At 53.0% G+C, this 19,133-nt stretch carries 18 protein-coding genes and 1 other RNA gene; 1 reads left to right on the top strand and 18 read right to left on the bottom strand.

What is annotated here, in order from left to right:
• Positions 1 to 190: 190 nt before the first annotated feature.
• From AC2TF6_RS02455 to rpoE, 16 genes are all read right to left on the bottom strand, one after another.
• Complete coding sequence (locus tag AC2TF6_RS02455; RefSeq protein ID WP_009671598.1) at positions 191 to 454, bottom strand: pro-sigmaK processing inhibitor BofA family protein; 264 nt, start codon at positions 452 to 454, stop codon at positions 191 to 193.
• Complete coding sequence (locus tag AC2TF6_RS02450) at positions 451 to 726, bottom strand: YaaL family protein (protein ID WP_370001909.1); 276 nt, start codon at positions 724 to 726, stop codon at positions 451 to 453. The genes AC2TF6_RS02455 and AC2TF6_RS02450 overlap by 4 nt, the downstream gene beginning before the upstream one ends.
• A gap of 174 nt (positions 727 to 900) precedes the next feature.
• Positions 901 to 1,497 carry a recombination mediator RecR gene (gene recR / locus AC2TF6_RS02445; RefSeq protein ID WP_491309809.1) on the bottom strand — a complete coding sequence of 199 codons (597 nt, stop codon included), beginning with the start codon at positions 1,495 to 1,497 and terminating at the stop codon, positions 901 to 903.
• Positions 1,498 to 1,559: 62 nt separating this feature from the next.
• Positions 1,560 to 1,871 (bottom strand): YbaB/EbfC family nucleoid-associated protein, encoded by a 312-nt coding sequence (locus AC2TF6_RS02440; protein WP_009671602.1) that lies wholly within the window; start codon positions 1,869 to 1,871, stop codon positions 1,560 to 1,562.
• A 35-nt stretch (positions 1,872 to 1,906) separates the two neighbouring features.
• On the bottom strand, positions 1,907 to 3,643 hold the full coding sequence (dnaX, locus tag AC2TF6_RS02435; RefSeq protein ID WP_491309808.1) for a DNA polymerase III subunit gamma/tau: 1,737 nt from the start codon (positions 3,641 to 3,643) through the stop codon (positions 1,907 to 1,909).
• 86 nt (positions 3,644 to 3,729) lie between these two features.
• On the bottom strand, positions 3,730 to 5,178 hold the full coding sequence (locus tag AC2TF6_RS02430; RefSeq protein ID WP_491309807.1) for an ATP-binding protein: 1,449 nt from the start codon (positions 5,176 to 5,178) through the stop codon (positions 3,730 to 3,732).
• Positions 5,179 to 5,367: 189 nt separating this feature from the next.
• Positions 5,368 to 5,632: signal recognition particle sRNA large type (ffs, locus tag AC2TF6_RS02425), an RNA gene on the bottom strand.
• A gap of 94 nt (positions 5,633 to 5,726) precedes the next feature.
• Entirely contained in the window at positions 5,727 to 6,128 is a 402-nt protein-coding gene (locus AC2TF6_RS02420; RefSeq protein WP_491309806.1) for a hypothetical protein, read from the bottom strand.
• A 100-nt stretch (positions 6,129 to 6,228) separates the two neighbouring features.
• Entirely contained in the window at positions 6,229 to 6,426 is a 198-nt protein-coding gene (gene rpmE / locus AC2TF6_RS02415; RefSeq protein WP_016423669.1) for a 50S ribosomal protein L31, read from the bottom strand.
• 104 nt (positions 6,427 to 6,530) lie between these two features.
• Positions 6,531 to 7,793: a radical SAM family protein gene (locus tag AC2TF6_RS02410; protein WP_491309805.1), complete on the bottom strand. Its 1,263-nt coding sequence runs from the start codon at positions 7,791 to 7,793 to the stop codon at positions 6,531 to 6,533.
• 54 nt (positions 7,794 to 7,847) lie between these two features.
• Complete coding sequence (rho, locus tag AC2TF6_RS02405) at positions 7,848 to 9,140, bottom strand: transcription termination factor Rho (protein WP_009671576.1); 1,293 nt, start codon at positions 9,138 to 9,140, stop codon at positions 7,848 to 7,850.
• 93 nt (positions 9,141 to 9,233) lie between these two features.
• On the bottom strand, positions 9,234 to 10,493 hold the full coding sequence (murA, locus tag AC2TF6_RS02400; protein ID WP_009671631.1) for a UDP-N-acetylglucosamine 1-carboxyvinyltransferase: 1,260 nt from the start codon (positions 10,491 to 10,493) through the stop codon (positions 9,234 to 9,236).
• Positions 10,494 to 10,834: 341 nt separating this feature from the next.
• Entirely contained in the window at positions 10,835 to 11,689 is an 855-nt protein-coding gene (fba, locus tag AC2TF6_RS02395) for a class II fructose-1,6-bisphosphate aldolase (RefSeq protein WP_009671622.1), read from the bottom strand.
• A gap of 156 nt (positions 11,690 to 11,845) precedes the next feature.
• Positions 11,846 to 12,226 carry a response regulator gene (locus AC2TF6_RS02390; RefSeq protein WP_009671611.1) on the bottom strand — a complete coding sequence of 127 codons (381 nt, stop codon included), beginning with the start codon at positions 12,224 to 12,226 and terminating at the stop codon, positions 11,846 to 11,848.
• Between the two features lie 160 nt (positions 12,227 to 12,386).
• Positions 12,387 to 14,003: a CTP synthase gene (pyrG, locus tag AC2TF6_RS02385; RefSeq protein WP_009671614.1), complete on the bottom strand. Its 1,617-nt coding sequence runs from the start codon at positions 14,001 to 14,003 to the stop codon at positions 12,387 to 12,389.
• Positions 14,004 to 14,303: 300 nt separating this feature from the next.
• Positions 14,304 to 14,891 (bottom strand): DNA-directed RNA polymerase subunit delta, encoded by a 588-nt coding sequence (gene rpoE / locus AC2TF6_RS02380; RefSeq protein ID WP_491309804.1) that lies wholly within the window; start codon positions 14,889 to 14,891, stop codon positions 14,304 to 14,306.
• Between the two features lie 370 nt (positions 14,892 to 15,261).
• Between rpoE and AC2TF6_RS02375 the strand changes: the two genes are divergently transcribed.
• Positions 15,262 to 16,440: a S8 family peptidase gene (locus AC2TF6_RS02375; protein WP_491309803.1), complete on the top strand. Its 1,179-nt coding sequence runs from the start codon at positions 15,262 to 15,264 to the stop codon at positions 16,438 to 16,440.
• A gap of 347 nt (positions 16,441 to 16,787) precedes the next feature.
• Here the strand turns inward: AC2TF6_RS02375 and argS are convergent, their stop codons facing one another.
• Both argS and AC2TF6_RS02365 read right to left on the bottom strand, forming a co-directional pair.
• A complete protein-coding gene (argS, locus tag AC2TF6_RS02370) occupies positions 16,788 to 18,461 on the bottom strand; it encodes an arginine--tRNA ligase (protein WP_491309802.1) in 1,674 nt (557 codons plus the stop codon).
• A complete protein-coding gene (locus AC2TF6_RS02365) occupies positions 18,458 to 18,874 on the bottom strand; it encodes a YwiB family protein (protein WP_009671605.1) in 417 nt (138 codons plus the stop codon). The genes argS and AC2TF6_RS02365 overlap by 4 nt, the downstream gene beginning before the upstream one ends.
• Positions 18,875 to 19,133 lie beyond the last annotated feature (259 nt).

Here is a 19,133-nt window from a genome sequence, read left to right as displayed (position 1 = left end):
TTAATGTCTCAATTGCTTGAGACGCTTCAATCACTCGTTGTTCAGTTTTCAAAGGACAATCTCGGCTTGTCAGCCTCGTTGTCGGCACCGTGTTTCAGCGGCGACTTAAATAAGATACCACGGGATAAATATGAAGTCAACAATTTTCAAACATACAATTTTAACCATGTGAAATATAAACGCCAGCAGCTTACACAAGCACGACTTTAAGAGCGGCCAGAAGCATTAATCCAGGCACTCCTAGAACGGACACGGTCCCTACCGTATAGATGTTGATCGGCAGTTCGAACCGGGTATATCCGCTTAACAGCTGTATACCATAAAGAAGAAACGCCGCTACTACAACATGTACACCGATGCTTGAAAAAATTTTGCGGACCCCCGGCTGGCGAACCAGCAAAAACAGCAGGGCTCCGGCCGACAAAGCAAGCATTCCCCAGACGGCCGTTTTCATCCCCGCACCTCCGCAGTAATATGATAAGCGGACGTCACGTTCAGCTTCTTAGCTTGCCTGAGCAGCATTTCGTAGCGTTTTTCCGCCGCTTCTACCGCGTAGATGGCATAATCGATTTCGTCTTTTTCCAATGCGTGCTCGAAATGGTGCTGCGCCGTTTTCCATTGCGAATGAGCCAATCTGATCTCGGCCAGCAACTCCTGCTTGTCCTGTTCCACTGTCTTTTGCGTCCCCCGCTGAAACAAGAATGCACCCTTCCTCAGGTCACTCATGCCTTCCCCCCCCCTGTACTCATAATCATCATGAGCCTGTCGCCTTTAATATCCTATGGAGAAGAGAGACCTGATTAGAACCTGTCCGAAAACAAAAAAACCGCCTTCATAAAGAAAGGCGGGCCACATTTTATTTTCAATCAAGAATGCAGTGCAAACTAAGAAGAGAGCCGCCTAAATCTCCCTGCGGCCTTCAAGCGCCTTGGTGAGCGTTACTTCGTCCGCATACTCTAGATCTCCCCCGACAGGAAGACCATGCGCGATACGGGTCACCTTAAGGCCGAAGCCTTTAACCAGCCTGGAAAGATACATGGCCGTAGCTTCTCCTTCTATGTTGGGGTTGGTTGCCAGAATCATCTCTTTGACCTGCTCGTCTCCGAGACGTTTCAACAGTTCGGCAATGTGAATCTGATCCGGTCCAATGCCCTCCATGGGAGAAATGGCGCCGTGCAGCACATGATAATAGCCGTCGAATTCTCTCGTCCGCTCCATCGCAACCAGATCCTTCGGCTCCTGAACCACGCAGATAACGGAATCATCGCGGCTCTTATCCTGACAGATGCGGCACGGATCGATATCCGTGATATTGCAGCAGACGGAGCAGTAGTGCAGATTGCGTTTGACGTTCACGAGCGCCTTGGCAAAATCAAGCACGTCTTCTTCCTTCATACGGAGAACGTGAAAAGCCAGACGTCCGGCTGTTTTGGGGCCGACACCGGGCAAACGTGTAAATGCGTCGATTAGTTTGGAAATCGGTTCTGGATAATGCAACGCCAGGTTTCTCCTTTTTGTAAATAAAGATGGAAAAAAGGCTTCTTACGAAGCCCTTTACCTTAAAACAGACCGGGAATATTCATTCCGCCCGTAAATTTACCCATATCTTTGCCGGCCAGTTCCTCCGCTTTGTTAAGCGCATCGTTCACGGCTGTCAGAACAAGGTCCTGCAGCATTTCAACATCGTCCGGGTCGACCGCTTCCGGCTTAATGGCGATTGCCGTCACTTTCTTATGCCCGTTCGCAGTGACCGTAACCACGCCGCCACCGGCCGTTCCTTCGACGGTTTTGCTCCCGAGTTCCTCTTGGACTTTCAGCATCTGTTCCTGCATTTTTTTCACTTGTTTCATCATTTGGTTCATGTTATTCATATTCCCAACTCCTTCGTCTTAATGGGGCGGATCCCTTATTCATCCTTAATGCTCACCAGATCTTCGCCGAATAGCTTGATCGCTTCGTCCACCCACGGTTCCTTGTCGGGTTCCGAGTCTTCGGCTTGCAGCGTCATTTCTTCCCTGGCAGGCTCGGAGGCGCCTTCGCGGGCTTCTTTCCATTCTTTCTGCATGACGGTCGCCAGCTTAAGCGTTTCTCCGAGCGCTTCGGAAATCACCTGCTCAATCAGCTGCTTATTGGCCGGTTTCTCTGTCGTGTCACGGTGCATAGCGCTTTTGAAGGCCACCAGAACCGTGTCTCCGTGAATCGCGACGGGCTCTCCGTCCACCAGCCAGGCATGAACGGTGATCTTCCGTTCCTTGACCATAGCCAGAATCTGCGTCCACTTGCCGAGCAGGGCCCGGGTGTGGTGGCTTTCGACTGCGGCCGTGAAATCGTCCAGCCGGACCGAAGCCTTGCGCACCGCAGCGTTAGACGAACGCGGCGCTACCGGAGACCGGGATTGCTGCGCCCCCGCAGCGGGGACTCCCCCTTGCATCAGCTTGGCAAGCTGCTCTTCCAGTTGCTGGATTCTGCGCGTAAGCTGGGACAGGGCTTCCGGTTCCGGCTCAGCCGCCGAGCGGGAAGCCTGCGGGGCCTCAGACGTGCGGCTTCCGCCTCCCGAAGCGATGGCTCCGCATGCTTTCATAACCGCGACTTCCAAGATCGTCTGCGGCTGCACGGAATATTTCATCTCGCTTTGGTACTGATTCAGCACTTCGATGATTGTGATAAGCTGATCGGTCCCGAAACGGGACGCAACCTGATCCAGCCTAGCGACATCGAAAACGCGTTCCGTCAGCACGGACGAATCCGGAACGAGACGGATCATCAGAAGATCGCGGAAATAATGGATCAGGTTCTCCATACATTTATCCGCGCTCTTGCCTTCCTGCATAAACTGATCAATCAGTTCGAGTGCGGCGCCAATGTCCTGCTCCTTCATGCTTCCGACCAGTTTCTCAAACTGATCCGATGCCAGACCGCCCGTCATGGCGACCACATCGCTTGCGGCAATGGTTCCCACGGCAAAAGAAGATGCCTGGTCCAGCAAGCTTAAGGCATCCCGCATCCCGCCTTCCGACAGGCGCGCAATATAGTGAAGAGCCTCTTCTTCGATAGCGATGTTCTCTTCACGGCACACGTAGGCAAGCCGCCCTACCTGCTCTTCCATCGACACGCGGCGGAAATCAAACCGCTGGCAGCGGGAGATGATAGTAGCGGGAAGCTTGTGAGGTTCCGTCGTAGCCAAAATAAAGATAACGTGAGCCGGCGGCTCCTCCAACGTCTTGAGGAGGGCGTTGAAAGCTTCGGTGGTCAGCATATGGACTTCGTCGATGATATATACTTTGTACCGAACTTCCGTCGGTGCATATTTCACTTTGTCCCGGATGTCGCGAATCTCTTCCACACCGCGATTCGATGCGGCGTCGATTTCGACGACGTCCATGACCGAGCCCTGGGAGATCCGGATGCAGGCTTCACATTCATTGCACGGTTCTTCGGCAGGCCCGTGCACACAGTTAACGGCTTTGGCCAAAATCTTGGCCGCGCTCGTCTTCCCTGTACCGCGGGGACCGCTGAATAAATAAGCATGGGTAAATCGTTGTTCACGCAGAGAATTCTGCAGCGTCTGTACGATCGGCTTCTGGCCGACTAACTCCCGGAATGCTTGGGATCGCCAAGTCCGGTATAAAGCAATATGTGTCATAGGTTTACTCTCCAATAATTCGTTCTGAATTATTGAACCCATTATACTATAACCCGGGCGGGAATAAAACTCGGAAAGCGCGGAGATCAAATGCAGGGGATGCTGACAGTGAAGGTCGTTCCGTAGCCTTTGGAAGATACGCGTATATGACCGCCCATATCGTGGACAATCCGTTGGCAGACCGACAGTCCGAGTCCCGTTCCTTCCTCTTTGGTCGTAAAGAACGGATCGAATATTTTATCGATAACATAAACCGGGATTCCGGGACCTGTATCGTGCACTTCGATATTCACGAACCTGCCGTCGGGATCCAGTTTTTCCGCTATGGTCAGGGTGCCTCCGTCCGTCAGCGCCTCAATGCCGTTTTTGCATATATTCAGAAAAACCTGCTTTAAAAGCTCCTGGTCGGCGATAACGGGCGGCAGTCCGCTGGATTCTTCGTAGTTCATGTGCACTTTATGCAGAATCGCCTCATTGTTGATGATCGGCAGTATTCCTTTGATCACCGTGGAAACGTCGATTTTCTGCAGCAGAACGTTCTTGGGCTTGCCGAGGAGAAGAAATTCGTTAACCAGTTCGTTTACCCGGTTAATCTCATCCAGCATGACATCGATATAACCCTGCTCTTTGGCCATATCCTTGGATTCGAACGTCTTCTTAAGCACCTGCAAAAATCCCTTAATCGACGTTAACGGATTTCTGATTTCGTGCGCCGTACCCGCAGCAATCTGTCCGATCATGGCCAGGCGGTCGCTCCGCTGAACCTGGGCCTCGAGAGACCGCAGGTTGGTCACATCTTTAAAAATAATGTAAGCGCCAACGATTTGATCTTCATTGTCCCTCAGTAAGTTGGAATCCAGCAGCAGTTCATACCGTTCTTGATTGTTCATCCAAGATACCGCATGATTCCTTACGATTCTGCCGTCCAGAAGAGTTCTCTCAACAAGCCGGTGTTCCGGAGGGACCGAAGCAAAGATATCTTCTATTCTTTTGAACAGGATGGATTCTTTATGAAAGCCCAGCACCCGGCAGGCCATATCGCTGATATCCACGAGCCGGAATTCGGTATCTATGAGCAGAACGCCCAGATTGACATCCCTTAAAAAGGTACCCGAGAAGCGCTGGAGCAAATTTTGTTCCGACATTTCCTCCAGGTCGTCGAGCAGAAAGAGGTAGTGAGGCATGCTGTTCACTTCCGCAAACAGCATGCTGCATTTCTGCAGCTGGATAAACCCCTGACTGTCTTTTACGATCGCGATAGGATCCTTGGTGTCCGTCTTGTCGCTGCCTGTATCGAAATGCCGGCTATAAAAACGGTCAACCGGTTCAGGAAGTTGGATGACCTCCGAAAAAGGCGCCATTTTCATGTCCTCCGCGGTATATCCGGTACGTTTCAAAAACGGTTCGTTTACGTACACCATCTCATTGTGAGCATTGGCTACAATCAAACAGCCCTTGAACATTTCTTCCAATCTTACTCCCAGCTCAGCTGCGGAAATGAACACCCCTATATGATGAAGGCTGGCATCCAACATTTGTCCTTCCCCCTCTTTATAACAGCTTTAAGCCGAAAGACTGCGAATGTTTACCTATTCTCTCATTTTTAGCATTTTCCTTCTATTGGAAAACAAAAATCGACGAACTGTCATTTTTATGTAGAAAAAGAGAACGCAAAAAAAGCCCTCCGTTGCCGGAAGGCTCGTTTTTTGTAATCTTATATAAGGCCGTGCACCTGTTATTGATAAAGCGATACGAACGTACCTTTATCGTTAGCTCAAGTTAGGCAACCCCTCGGCACATGGGCGGTCCTGCTTACGGCTGCTTCCTTCCGGACCTGACCGGGTTCACTGGTGCTCATTGCGAAGGACCCGACTCTCAACACCACGTGTAAAGGCCAGACCTCACATCGACAGTACCTCTAACAGGGATTCAACCCCGCTACAGCGGATTGCGGGCAACAGGGCACCGCTACCTCCCCGTCTAGCACGGCAAAAATAAGTATAGCCCATTGTGAAGCAAAGTGCAACTCCGGGGAGAAACTTACCAAAAGACAGCGACAAGATCCTGGAATAAAAGCGTTTTTCTACCGTTTAACGGTAACGATAAACCGGTATCTCGGCAATTGCGTGTGCAGATCCTGCTCGGCCTGTGCTCGGATTGCGGCCGCTTTCTCCTGCGGTGTGCCCGGCGGGACGTACAGCTTCACGTAACCGATCGGACCGTTAAACTGAAGGTGAGTGTCCACAACGCCTTTCAGCCTTCCCAACACCGACAGCGCGATGTCAGAGTCGGCCTGGTAAGTGTGGTAGCCCGGGTTTAACGCCAGATTCGGATTTGCGCTTGTCGTGCCCAAATATCCGTCACTGGAGTAATTGTACGCTTTCGGACCGGCCGGCTGACCCGGACTGCATCCGGTTATGGCTGCGGCCATCACAAGGCCGGCCAATAAGCCTCCTGCGGACCGCTTGACAATAACGTTTCCCAAAGCAAAAACCCCCCTTGGTATCCTGGTTCGTGCAAGGCACGCTATTAGGATGACCCGGGGGGGTTGTGTTATGCAATCCGAATTGAGGAAAAACCTCGAATTAGATACCGTATTTCTTCTTGAACTTGTCCACACGACCGCCGGCATCGATAAACTTCTGTTTGCCGGTGAAGAACGGATGGCAGTTGGAGCAAATCTCTACGCGGAGGTTCTCTCTAACAGAACCGCTCTCGAAAGTGTTGCCGCATGCGCAAGTTACCGTTGTTTCGTGATAGTTGGGATGGATCCCTTGTTTCATTCCCATTCACCTCTTTCCGCCCTGGATCTATTCGTCGAACCAGAGTTATGATGACACATAAACTCATTATAGCATGAGTGGATCTTTTATTGCAATGGGGTTGTTCAAGCTCGCTGTGCACGGTCGAAGAAAGCCGGTATATGCGTGTACGAACCGATTACCACATCGGGCAGTTCCTCACGGTAAATGTCCAGCATCTGTTTCATACCCAGAATGTCCCCTTGGGCTTTCGGAATCAGATTCAGATAGCTTTCCGGATCGATATTGAGATTCCTCATTTGGATCAGACGCAGTCCGGTCCGGCGCACAAATTCGATCATCGCTTCCACTTCTTCTTCGCGGTCGGTTACACCCGGGAAAATCAGATAGTTGATCGATGTGATGACACCTTGGCTTGAAGCGTATTTCAGCGATTTCTCGACGTTGGCGAGCGTGTATCCCCGCGGCTTGTAGTACGCGTTATAGTGATCGTCGAGAGCCGAGATGGTGCTGACCCGCATGAGGTCAAGCCCCGCGTCTACAATTCCGCGGATATGGTCGTTTAACCCGGCGTTGGTATTGATATTGATATAGCCCATATCGGTACGGCTGCGCACTTCGCGCATCGCCTCGATAATGAGTTTGGCCTGCGTGGACGGCTCACCTTCGCAGCCTTGACCGAAGGAAATAATGCTGTCCGGCGTCTTGAGATGCTCCAGCATAACCTCGGCGAGTTCTTTAGCCTGCGGCTTAAAGTTCATCCGAGTCTGCGGAGCGGGAAATCCGCTGTCGTCGGGCTGTTCGGAGATGCAGCCGAAGCAGCCTGCGTTGCAGGAGAAAGAAACCGGCACCGCGCCTTCCCAGCGGTTCAGGAAGGTGTTCGATGCGGTCAGGCATTCGTATTCCAGCGCGCATTTGGACAGGTGCTCGTACAAGCGGTTCTCCGGATACCGGGCGCGCAGCTTTTCAACGCCGACCTCCAGCTCGTCCGGATCGCAGTTGCGCGGGTTCCACGGTTCCGGATCGTCGCATTGCTCCGCGGCGACATAGAAGGCCCCGTCTTTCCACACGACGGCCGTATAACCGAACAGAGGAAACTTCTCCTCTTTATCGGTTTTCACGTAACCGGGCAGCATAAGTCGTGTAAAGCCCTGGGGCAGAAGCGCGCCAACGGCCGCAAAATCCCCGGGCAGAACTTCCATTTCGCCCGTTTCCGTGTTGATTCCGACCGCTCTCGTATGAGGCAGACTTACCAACGTCGCCCCCTCCGGCAGCGGGATCAGCTCTTCTTCCAATAGTTCCACAATCTGATCGGCACTCCGTCCTAGCGCTTCGTAATCGGGATGATCGAATACATTGCCGGACGGGTCCGCATAAACCACATTCATTGTCAGGTACTCCTTTGAATGGGAGATGGAAGCGAATTTTTCAACAACCTATAATCAGGAAGCGGAATTTTTCATTTTCCCTTTACCCAACGTTACGTTCCCGTTGTTGGTCTCCAGGGAATCCAGGAATTCCTGATTCGTCTTCGTCTCACCGAGTTTCTTGATGAAGGCTTCCGTATATTCATAAGTATCGTTCATGCTTTTGCGCAATCCCCATACCTTCTCGAGTTCTTCTTTGGTAAGCAGACTTTCTTCGCGGCGCGTGCCCGAACGGCGGATATCGATAGCCGGGAATGTACGGCGTTCCGCAAGTTTACGGTCCAAATGAAGTTCCATATTCCCCGTGCCTTTAAATTCTTCATAAATGACGTCATCCATACGCGATCCCGTTTCGACAAGCGCGGTGGCCAGAATGGTCAGGCTGCCGCCTTCTTCGATATTCCGGGCGGCACCGAAGAAACGCTTCGGACGATGGAACGCGCCTGGATCGATCCCCCCGGACAATGTACGGCCGGACGGAGGAACCACAAGGTTGTAAGCACGAGCCAGACGGGTAATGCTGTCCAAAAGAATGACGACGTCCTTCTTATGTTCAACAAGACGCTGCGCGCGCTCCAGAACAAGCTCCGCTACTTTGATGTGATTTTCCGGCAGCTCATCGAAAGTGGAAGCGACCACTTCCCCTTTGACGGAACGCTGCATATCGGTCACTTCTTCCGGACGTTCGTCGATCAGAAGAACGAATAGCTCAATCTCCGGATAATTCGTGGAAATGCTGTTCGCGATTTCTTTGAGAAGCAGGGTTTTCCCCGCTTTCGGAGGCGCAACGATCAGACCGCGCTGTCCGAGACCGACGGGTGCCATAAGGTCCATGATTCTCGTCGAAAGCTTCTCGGGAGACGTTTCGAGAACAACTTTTGTCTGCGGATACAGCGGCGTGAGAGCCGGAAAGTGCAGACGTTCGGACGCCGTGTCGGGGCTTTCGCCGTTGACGGCTTCCACATGCAGAAGTCCGAAATAACGCTCGTTCTCTTTCGGCGGGCGGCATTTGCCGGAAACAAGATCTCCTGAGCGGAGGTCGAATTTACGGATCTGGGAGGCAGAAATGTAGATGTCCTCCGTACTCGGAAGGTAGTTAATCGGACGCAGGAAACCAAAGCCCTCCTGCAGAACCTCCAGAACTCCTTCCATAAACATGAGGCCGCTTTCCGCCGCTTGGGCCCGCAGAATGGAAAAGATGAGCTCTTTTTTCTTAAGCTGCCCATAGTATGGGATCTGATATTTTTTGGCGAGCTTATAAAGCTCCGTAAGCTTGAGTGCCTCCAACTGCGCGAGGTGCATATCCATTCTATTCAACCACCAAACTAGTAAGTTATTAATTCCATAAATCTAAAAAGCTAGTACCCAGTGTTGCCCTAAGGCCGCTTTCTTATTCCGGACCTATTCTTCGCCGTTCTCGCGCCATACTTCCGCGCCAAGTAAAGTCAGGTTGGCAACAAGATTCTCATAACCGCGGTCAATATATTCCACGCCTGTAACCTCCGTAACATCGGACGGCACGGTAAGACCCGCAATAACCAAGGCTGCGCCTGCCCGCAGGTCGCTTGCTTTCACTTTCGCCGCACTTAGCGTGCTTCCCTCGATGACGGCTGTCCGGCCCTCGACTTTGATCTTGGCTCCCATGCGGACCAGTTCAGGCACATGCTTGAACCGGTTGCTGTAGACAAGGTCCGTCAGCATGCTCACACCCGTAGTCTGTGTAAGCAGACTCGTCATCGGGGATTGAAGGTCCGTCGCAAAGCCGGGATAAACCAGCGCTTTTACATCTATACTGTCGTAAAGAGCTCGACCCACCACGCGGATCGACTCATCCATCTCGTGAATTTCAACGCCCATTTCCTGCAGCTTGGCCGTCATGGCTTCCATATGCTTCGGAATAATGTTATCTACCGTTACGTCTCCCCGCGTTGCGGCTGCGGCAATCATGTAGGTCCCCGCCTGGATACGGTCAGGGATAATGGAGTGACGGCAGCCGTGCATCTCGTCTACCCCTTCGATGCGGATCGTTTCCGTTCCGGCGCCTTTGATTTTGGCTCCCATGGAGTTGAGGAGTGTTGCTACATCTATAATTTCAGGCTCTTTGGCCGCATTTTCAATCAAAGTGAAGCCTTTGGCACGGGAGGCGGCAAGCATGATGTTGATGGTTGCGCCTACACTGACCATATCCAAATAAATTTTGGCTCCGCGGAGCTGTTTGGCCCGAATATGCAGCGAGCCGTTCTCATTCGAAATTTCGGCGCCCAGCGCCTCGAACCCTTTGATATGCAAATCAATCGGACGCGGCTCGAAATTGCAGCCGCCCGGCAAACCGATTATGGCCTCGCCGAATCTTCCCAGCATGGCTCCCATGAGATAATAGGAGGCTCTAAGTTTCTTTACGTTGCCGTTGGGCATGGGCTTGCTTTTCATGGCGCTCGGATCGATAATCATCTGCTCGTTGTTCCATTCGATGGAAGCCCCGAGTTCGCTAAGAATTTCTGTATAGATAGCCACATCGCTGAGGTGCGGCAAATTGTCCAAGGTAACCGTCGATTCGGCGAGTATCGCGGCGGGTATTAAAGCAACGGCACTGTTCTTGGCCCCGCTGATTGTTACTGTCCCTTTGAGCGGACGTCCGCCTGCGATCATTAATTTTTCCATAATGCGTTATCTTCCCCCTGCTTCCGGTAGATAGCTTAGCTGCTTAACTACAATTTGTAAAAAAATCAAAAGTGACCTGCTGCAACGACTAGAAGCAGCTCGTGTTTGGCCGCATACAAAAATAGAAGGCCGCCCGTTAAATCGGGGGCTGGCTTCCGGCTCACAAAGTAAACATATCGGATAGAAATCAAGCGTACATATCTAAATAAAACGCAGTTTACGTGCGTTGTCAACTTTTAAGGGAGTATGGGGCGTCTGGGATGGATACGGAACCTAAAATAGAAGAGAGAAATGCATCCGTTAAGATGCATTTCCCGTCTCTGTCTCTATCTGAATCGGTATTAAGCTTGGTTAGCGCTGCCGAACAGTTGAATTTTGGATTTCACGACTTCAACCATCGCTTTGCGTGCTGGGGTGAGGTATTTGCGAGGATCGTATACTTTAGCGTCGGCACCGAGAACTTCACGGATAGCGGCTGTAGCGGCCACTTGGTTCTCCGTGTTCACGTTAACTTTGCCTGCGCCTGCTGCGATCGCTTTCTTGATCATTTCGTCGGGAACGCCGGATCCGCCGTGAAGAACGACAGGAATCGGGATCGCCTGCGAAACTTTCTCGATGATGTCAAAGTGAATGTTCGGCTCGCCTGCATACATGCCGTGTGCAGTTCCGACCGCGATTGCCACACAATCGACTCCGGTTTCTTCGTAGTAGCGGATCGCTTCTTCCGGCTTAGCCAGGTTAGCATCAGCTTCGTCTACGGAGATATCATCTTCAACGCCGCCAATCGTTCCAAGCTCGCCTTCAACGGAAACGCCCATTGCGTGCGCGGCTTTTACGACTTCTTTGGTCAGGCGTACGTTCTCTTCATAAGAGTAGTGGGAACCGTCGAACATAACGGAGCTGAAGCCGGCACGGATACATTTCATGGCCACTTCAAAAGAGCTGCCGTGGTCGAGGTGAAGGGCAATCGGAAGGCCGGACTGCTTGGCAGCCGCTTCCGCGATCGCTACCGTGTATTCGATCCCCATATACTTGAGCGCGCCTTCGCTGACACCGAAGATGAACGGAGAGTTCAGCTCCATAGCCGCTTCCGTGATCGCTTGGGCAAACTCCAGGTTGTTCATGTTGAACTGGCCTACCGCAAATTTGTTTGCTTTAGCCTTAGGTAAAAATTCATTCATTGAAACCAATGGCATGATTTCTTCCTCCTACTGTGTGTGTTGGCTTGATCGTTTTTAAGATGCGCTGCCGCTCTTTTTGTCATACGGTGTTATTATAGCACACTCCCTGACAAAACGTAACCGAGCCTGCCGGGTGACGTGAAAGTTTTCACAAAAAAAGGACCCTTGCAATCAGGATCCCAGCGGTGTAGTTTCAATCAACTGCGTATGAACAGCCAGTCGCAATTCGTCGATATCGAACGGTTTTGTAAAGTGCATGATGGCCCCAAGTTCCGTGGCTTCTTTGATCATATCCAGCTCTCCGTAGGCGGTCATCATGATGACCTTGATGGAGGGATCGATACTTTTGACGTGCTTCAGAATATCTAAACCGTCCATGCCTGGAATTTTCATATCCAGAAGGACCAGATCGGGAGAATGCGTTTTAACAATCTCCAAGGCGGTTTTGCCGTTAGGCGCTTGATAGGTTTCGTAACCCTCGTTGCTGAACACTTCCATAAGAAGCATCCGGATTCCATTCTGATCGTCCACGATTAGGATTTTTTTACTCACGGGAAAGCCTCCTTCCACAAGCTCAAGGCTGAGTTCCGAATATGAACTTTGCAGCCGTGCGAACTCGAATTCCCCCCTACTTCGCTATCGACTTGCCGATTTCCTCCCTACCATCCGGGGGAATAAACAAATAAGTAAAAAAAAAGAAAAATCCCGGCTATTACGCCCGGGATTCTTGCTTATAAGTAAAGGCTGCTTTCACGAACTCACGGAAAAGCGGCTGCGGACGGTTCGGACGGGACGTGAATTCCGGATGGAATTGAACGGCCAGGAACCAAGGGTGGTCCGGAAGCTCGACGATTTCGACCAGACGGCCGTCCGGAGAAGTACCGGAGATGCGCAGTCCTGCGGATTCGATCATTTCACGGTATTCGTTGTTAAATTCGTACCGGTGACGGTGACGTTCGTACACAAGCTCATCATTGTAGCACTGCATGGCCAGGGAACCTTCCGCCAGTTTACAAGGATAGAGTCCCAGACGCATCGTTCCGCCAAGGTTCTCGATATCCTTCTGCTCAGGCAGCAGGTCGATAACCGGGTAAGGCGTGACCGGGTTGATCTCGGAGCTGTTCGCTCCCTCAAGGTTGGCAAGCGCGCGCGCATACTCGATCACCGCAACCTGCATACCCAGGCAGATTCCGAAGAACGGAATCTTCTTCTCGCGTGCATGGCGGATGGCGATAACCTTGCCTTCGATACCGCGGTCTCCGAAGCCGCCCGGAACGAGAATGCCGTCCACCCCGCCGAGAAGCTCGTCCACGTTGTGATCGTACACTTCTTCCGCGTTAACCCAGCGGATCTTCACTTCGGCTCCGTTGTCGATGCCGGCATGGCCCAGAGATTCCACGATGCTGAGGTAAGCGTCATGCAGGGCGACATACTTGCCTACGATGGCGATCTCGGTCGTTTCTTTCAAGCCTTTGACGCGCTGGACGAGCTGTTCCCACTCGGTCATGTCCGGCTGCGCCGAGCCGCCGAGTTTCAAGTGGTTGACGACGATATCGTCAAGCCCCTGCTCTCTGAGCATCATCGGCACTTCGTACAAGGTCTCGGCGTCCAGGCATTCCACGACCGCTTCCGGATCGGTGTCGCAGAACTGGGCGATCTTGCGCTTCATGTCTTCCGTAAGAGCATGCTCCGTACGGCAGACGATCACGTGCGGCTGGATACCGAGGCTGCGCAGCTCTTTTACGCTGTGCTGGGTCGGTTTCGTTTTGACTTCGCCCGCGGCTTTGATGTAAGGAATCAGGGTGACGTGAATGTACATCACGTTCTCGCGGCCGATGTCGCTCTTGATCTGCCGGATCGCTTCGAGGAACGGAAGGCTCTCGATATCGCCCACGGTTCCGCCGATTTCGGTGATCACTACATCCGAACCCGCTTCGCGGCCGGCACGGAACACGCGGTCCTTGATTTCATTTGTAATGTGAGGAATAACTTGTACCGTTCCGCCCAGGTATTCGCCTCTGCGCTCTTTGGTAATAACGGAAGAATACACTTTACCCGTCGTTACGTTGGAGTTCTTAGAGAGATTGATGTCAATAAACCGTTCATAGTGACCCAGATCGAGGTCAGTCTCGGCGCCGTCGTCCGTTACGAAAACTTCCCCGTGCTGGTAAGGGCTCATCGTCCCCGGATCGATGTTAATGTAGGGATCAAACTTCTGGATGGTCACTTTCAGACCCCGGTTTTTGAGCAAGCGGCCCAGAGAAGCCGCCGTGATGCCTTTACCGAGCGAGGAAACGACACCCCCGGTTACAAAAATATACTTAGTCATCTGAGAACTCCTTTCGAGCATATCTAAATTCTTGGGTGCATAAAGGTTCGCCGTACAAAAGTGGGGGACCGAACGCCTGAGTGCATGCCGCATATGCGGCAGTCCAAGAAAACGGCCGGTCCCTTCTAGGCTTCCACCAAAACCTCCGGGACATCAAATAATGTCCCTGAAAAAACAAAAAAAGTGACACCCGTGGTATACGGGGCACTTTTTATATGGCGTAAATTTGGTCGTTCTTTTTAAAGCCCATGCAATAGTTTACTAAGAACGACATCCTCTGTCAAGAACCGCCGCGATGAATTATTTATCCTTCTTGTCGTCGGCCTCGAAATCTTCATCGTCGTCGGAATCATCGTCGGATTCTTCATCCACTTCTTCGTCGAGTTCGGCGTCTTCCAGTTCTTCGTCCAGCTCTTCTTCCTCGAAGAATTCGGTGTCTTCCTCTTCCTCTTCTTCCTCTTCTTCTTCTTCGGCGTCATTCTTGTCGAAACCGTCCGCCGTGAAGGTATCGTACTCTTCTTCTTTGTATTCTTCTTCCTCGGAGTACGGATCCTCGTCGAGATCGTCGTCCTCGTCGTTGATGATACGCGGACGCTTGGCGTTGCCTACGGCATCGTCCGATTTCTCGACCGGATACCAGCGCTTCAGGCCCCACAGGTTTGTTCCGACGCAAGCAAAACGGCCATCGATATTAATCTCTGTATATAGTTGGGCAATGACATTCATCGTTTCATCTTCAGCCAAGCCTTTGATTTTCGCGATTTCCTGCATCAGGTCGCGATAATAGAACGGCGTGTTGGCCGCTTTAAGCACCTCAAACGCCAGATCCACCATCGGCATTTCCGCGGCTTTTTCCGGCTTGATTTTCAGTGTGTACGGGCTACTCATTTGTGGCACTTCCCTTCACCGTATTAACAATACTTTAACTACCTTATCCCATTTCATCCTTAAGTAAAACCTATTTTATGTAAAAATGCAACTCCCGCCCGCCTGTCCCCCGAAACAAGAGTAAAAGCGAAGGTTTCCCTCCGCTTCCCGACTGTATCCTGCGGTTACGAACGAATCGCCGATCCGCCCATCTCCGCCCCTTGAAACCGAGAGATGTTTCACCTCTCCCTTTATGTTATGTAGGCAAGAGCACGTTGACACGGCAATGCACCTATTTATTTGGAAAGGGGCCTTAATCTCAGTCGGGCCCCCCGACCTGTACATATAATAAGCCAGAATTGCACCTTCGGTTTATGGGAGGAATGGGGCTTTGGACTCGAAACGATTGCTCATGATGCTGCATGAAGAAATCCAGGCATCGCAGGGGGAGCGCCGGCACATCATTCTTTTCCAGAGCGATCGGGATTACCGCCAGGTCACCGAGCTTATCCGCCTGCACAAAGATACACATTCCAGCCTGTCCTCCGTCTATGATCTGAAACTGATCCGGGGGATCTCTTGCCCTATCCGTAACCGTGCGGAACTGATTAAGCATCCCGCCGTTCTCTCTATTGAAGAGGATGCGTCCATAAATATCCAGCTGCGGCCCAGAAAGACCGTAAAGACATCGGAAATCGTCGAAAAAACGTCCGAAGGCTCTCAGTTTATCCCCTGGGGCGTCCAACAGATCAAAGCTCCGGACGTATGGAAAAAAGCTAAAGGAAGCCGCGTGACGATCGGCGTTATCGACACCGGCATCGACTACTACCACCCGGATTTACAGGCCTCGGTCGCCCGGGGCATCAACCTGCTCAACCGCAACCAGCCCCCCTATGACGACAACGGACACGGTACACATATAGCCGGCACCATCGCCGCGGCGGGACGGATAGGTATTGTCGGGGTGGCTCCAAAGGCCATCATCCACGCGGTTAAAGCATTCGACATGAACGGGAGCGCGTTCGTTTCGGACATTGTGGCGGGTATCGACTGGTGTGTGCGCAACGGCCTGGACATCATCAATATGAGCTTCGGGATGAAAACGTACAGCCGGGCGCTGGAGGAAGCGGTGATAAACGCTTATCAATCCGGCACCATCGTCGTCGCTTCATCCGGCAACGACGGCAAAGGGGCTGCGATTGACTATCCGGCGCGGTTTCCGAGTGTCTTCTCCGTAGGAGCCACGACCAAGGTCAACAAAGTCGCCCCCTTCAGCAACCGCGGCAAACGCATAGACATTTTTGCGCCGGGGGAAAGCATCTATTCCTGTTGGCTGCACGGCAAGTACAACGAGCTCAGCGGCACCTCGATGGCGACGGCGCATGTGAGCGGTGTCATCGCGCTTATGCTGTCGGTTAGGCCCTCCCTGCGGCCGCAGCAGATCAAGCAGATTCTCCGGCGAAGCGCAACGCCGCTCACGAAAGCGAAGCAGCCGGAAGGCGCGGAGGCTCCCGGCCTCATCCATGCGAGGCGCGCCGTAACCGCCCTGCTCAAAACAAACCAAACCTGACACCGCTGAAAGCGTCAGGTTTGGTTTGTTTTGGTGCGCCGTGAAGCGGCAAGGCCGCTGATTCGCCCGCGGAAGTGCCGCGCGCAAGCGGCTGCAGCCACGAGCGGGGAAACCCGGCGGAGCAGGGCGGCTACTCCGGTTGCGCCCCCGTACAGCGGGACGCAGCCTGAGGCTGTCCCATTCAACGGGAATGGACAGCCCGGTCCGGGCCAGCCGAGTGAAGCCGCCCCTGCTCTGTCGCCGTGCGGCGCTGCACGATGCTTTGGCAGCTCACGCGGCACTTCTCGCACAGCGGTTGTGCCTCAGCGTGCCCCCGGTCGCTTCGTTGTGTCCGGCCCGGCCGGAGCCTACATCCGGTCCGGAGCGGATACGCCTACGACCGCCAGCACGTTGGCGATAACGGTGCGCAGCGCGCCAAGCAGCGCCAGGCGGGCCTGTGTCTGCTCCGCATCCTCGGTGATGACGCGCTCCGCTCTGTAGTAGCTGTGGAACAGCCCGGCCAGATCGTACACGTAGCGGATCAGGCGGTGGGGCGCATACAGCTCGGCCGCCACGGCAACTTCCTGCGGAAGCTCGCCGATTTTGCGCAGCAGCTCATACTCGGCTTCCGTCGAAAGCCGGGACAAGTCCACCTGCGCCAGTCCGCGCAGCTCCACACCCTGCTCTTCCGCCTGTCGGAAGATGCTGCAAATCCGTGCATGCGCATACTGCACGTAGAACACGGGATTCTCATTGGATTTGGAAATCGCCAAATCCATGTCGAAATCAAGATGCGAGTCCATGCTGCGCATCGTGAAGAAGTAACGGATGGCATCGACGCCGACTTCGTCCATCAAGTCTTCCATCGTGACCGCTTTGCCGGTACGCTTGGACATTTTTACCTTCTCGCCGTTCTGGAACAAGCTCACCATCTGGGCGATAAGCACCGTCAGACGGTTCGAGTCGTAGCCAAGCGCCGTCATGGCCGCTTTCATACGCGGAATATAGCCGTGATGGTCCGCTCCCCAAATATTGATCAGTTCGTCGTAGCCGCGCTGGAACTTGTTCCGGTGGTAAGCCACGTCCGGCGTCAAATACGTGAAGGAACCGTCGTTTTTGATCAGAACACGGTCCTTATCGTCGCCAAGCTCTGTCGTACGCAGCCAGGTTGCTCCGTCCAGCTCGTACACGTAACCGGATTCACGGAGTTTGCCGAGCACGTCGTCGATCAGGTTGTTTTCATAAATCGAAGTCTCGGAGAACCATTCGTCAAACTTAACGCCGAATCGTCCGAGGTCGCGCTTGATTTTATCGAGTTCTTTTTTCAGCCCGTACTGGCGGAAATAAGACAAACGCTCGTCCTGTCCGAGTTTGGTCAGGCGATCGCCCTCTTCGGCCGCAAGCTCGCCGGCGAATCCTTTAATATCTTCGCCGTGGTAGCCGTCCTCCGGCATCTCGGCATCCTGCCCGAGAGCCTGCAGATAGCGCGCTTCGATGGATTTGGCCAGGTTATTGACCTGGTTGCCCGCATCGTTGATGTAATATTCACGCGTAACGTTGTAACCGGCAAGAGCCAGCACGTTGCACAGAGCGTCGCCTACCGCCGCGCCGCGGGCGTGTCCGAGGTGCAGGGAACCGGTCGGGTTTGCGCTGACGAATTCCACCTGCACCTTGCGTCCTTGCCCCACGTTCACTGCGCCGTAGCGGTCCGACTGCTCCGCCACTTGCGCAAGAATCGGATAGAGGTAGCTTTTATCCATACGGAAATTGATAAACCCGGGGCCCGCGATTTGAACTTCCGCGATCTGGGCTTTCTCTTTGTCGAGTTTCTGGATCAATTGTTCCGCAATCGCGCGGGGATTCTGCTTGGCAATCCGGGAAAGCTGCATGGCCAGGTTAGTTGCAAAATCACCGTGAGACTTATCTTTCGGTACTTCCAGCACAATCTCGGGAAGCTCCGAAGCCTGTACGAGTCCCGCTGCGACCGCGGCCTCGCCTATCGTTACTTTAAGCGTTTCTTTTACCTGCTCGAGCACATTCATCTTACATCCTCCTGAATCGTTAACGATAATATATATAAACCGGCATGTTCCTCGCCTACATACAGGTCGTAGCTCCAATCAATGACGCCGATGCCGTCTTGGAGATTCCGGACGTACGTCCGCGTGCGGGTTTCCATAGGGAGAGAGCCCTGGGGCATCCGGTACCAGCCTGTCCGGGAATGACCCGCGACAAACGTCTGTTCGGAGCCGACCTGCCCTTTTCTCGTAATCTTCAGCTCCTCGGGACCCGCTTTTACCATCGTCGAGGTGCTGCCCATTTCTTCGGATGTCTCCTGGTAGAGGACATATACTTTCCCCTCCCGGATGTACAGCTCTCCGCGGGCTTCCTGGATGATCGATTCCTGTCCGGCAACGCTTGTTATGCGTATACGGACGTTTTTCTTGTTGGACATGACCCGAACGCTCCGTTCTTTCTTGACTGTGCCCTGCCGCTTCCGGAAATTTCCCGGCCGAAACCGGCTTCCCGCCCGTGCGGCCCGGCAAAAAGCAAAGTTAGCTCTAAGTGTATAGTATCATACGGGTATTTTCAATGGATCATTGCAGCCGCAGCCCAAAGCCTTTATTCGCCGGCACCGTCGCACGTGAAACCCCCGATGAGTAAAAATCCCCCAGACACAAGGCCTGGAGGATGGGATTACGCATCGTATGTTG

Source organism: Paenibacillus sp. JNUCC 35 (genome assembly GCF_058269095.1).
The sequence above is the reverse complement of the archived record's forward strand: the minus strand, read 5'-3'. Positions and strand labels throughout refer to the sequence as shown.

What these genes read in the sequence shown, in the direction of transcription:
- AC2TF6_RS02455 (WP_009671598.1), bottom strand. Translation starts at nt 454, where the DNA reads ATGAAAACGGCCGTCTGGGGAATGCTTGCTTTGTCGGCCGGAGCCCTG.
- AC2TF6_RS02450 (WP_370001909.1), bottom strand. Translation starts at nt 726, where the DNA reads ATGAGTGACCTGAGGAAGGGTGCATTCTTGTTTCAGCGGGGGACGCAA.
- AC2TF6_RS02440 (WP_009671602.1), bottom strand. Translation starts at nt 1,871, where the DNA reads ATGAATAACATGAACCAAATGATGAAACAAGTGAAAAAAATGCAGGAA.
- dnaX (WP_491309808.1), bottom strand. Translation starts at nt 3,643, where the DNA reads ATGACACATATTGCTTTATACCGGACTTGGCGATCCCAAGCATTCCGG.
- AC2TF6_RS02430 (WP_491309807.1), bottom strand. Translation starts at nt 5,178, where the DNA reads ATGTTGGATGCCAGCCTTCATCATATAGGGGTGTTCATTTCCGCAGCT.
- rpmE (WP_016423669.1), bottom strand. Translation starts at nt 6,426, where the DNA reads ATGAAACAAGGGATCCATCCCAACTATCACGAAACAACGGTAACTTGC.
- AC2TF6_RS02410 (WP_491309805.1), bottom strand. Translation starts at nt 7,793, where the DNA reads ATGAATGTGGTTTATGCGGACCCGTCCGGCAATGTATTCGATCATCCC.
- rho (WP_009671576.1), bottom strand. Translation starts at nt 9,140, where the DNA reads ATGGATATGCACCTCGCGCAGTTGGAGGCACTCAAGCTTACGGAGCTT.
- murA (WP_009671631.1), bottom strand. Translation starts at nt 10,493, where the DNA reads ATGGAAAAATTAATGATCGCAGGCGGACGTCCGCTCAAAGGGACAGTA.
- fba (WP_009671622.1), bottom strand. Translation starts at nt 11,689, where the DNA reads ATGCCATTGGTTTCAATGAATGAATTTTTACCTAAGGCTAAAGCAAAC.
- pyrG (WP_009671614.1), bottom strand. Translation starts at nt 14,003, where the DNA reads ATGACTAAGTATATTTTTGTAACCGGGGGTGTCGTTTCCTCGCTCGGT.
- rpoE (WP_491309804.1), bottom strand. Translation starts at nt 14,891, where the DNA reads ATGAGTAGCCCGTACACACTGAAAATCAAGCCGGAAAAAGCCGCGGAA.
- argS (WP_491309802.1), bottom strand. Translation starts at nt 18,461, where the DNA reads ATGAATGTGCTCGAGCAGGTAAAAGAAACGCTTAAAGTAACGATAGGC.
- AC2TF6_RS02365 (WP_009671605.1), bottom strand. Translation starts at nt 18,874, where the DNA reads ATGTCCAACAAGAAAAACGTCCGTATACGCATAACAAGCGTTGCCGGA.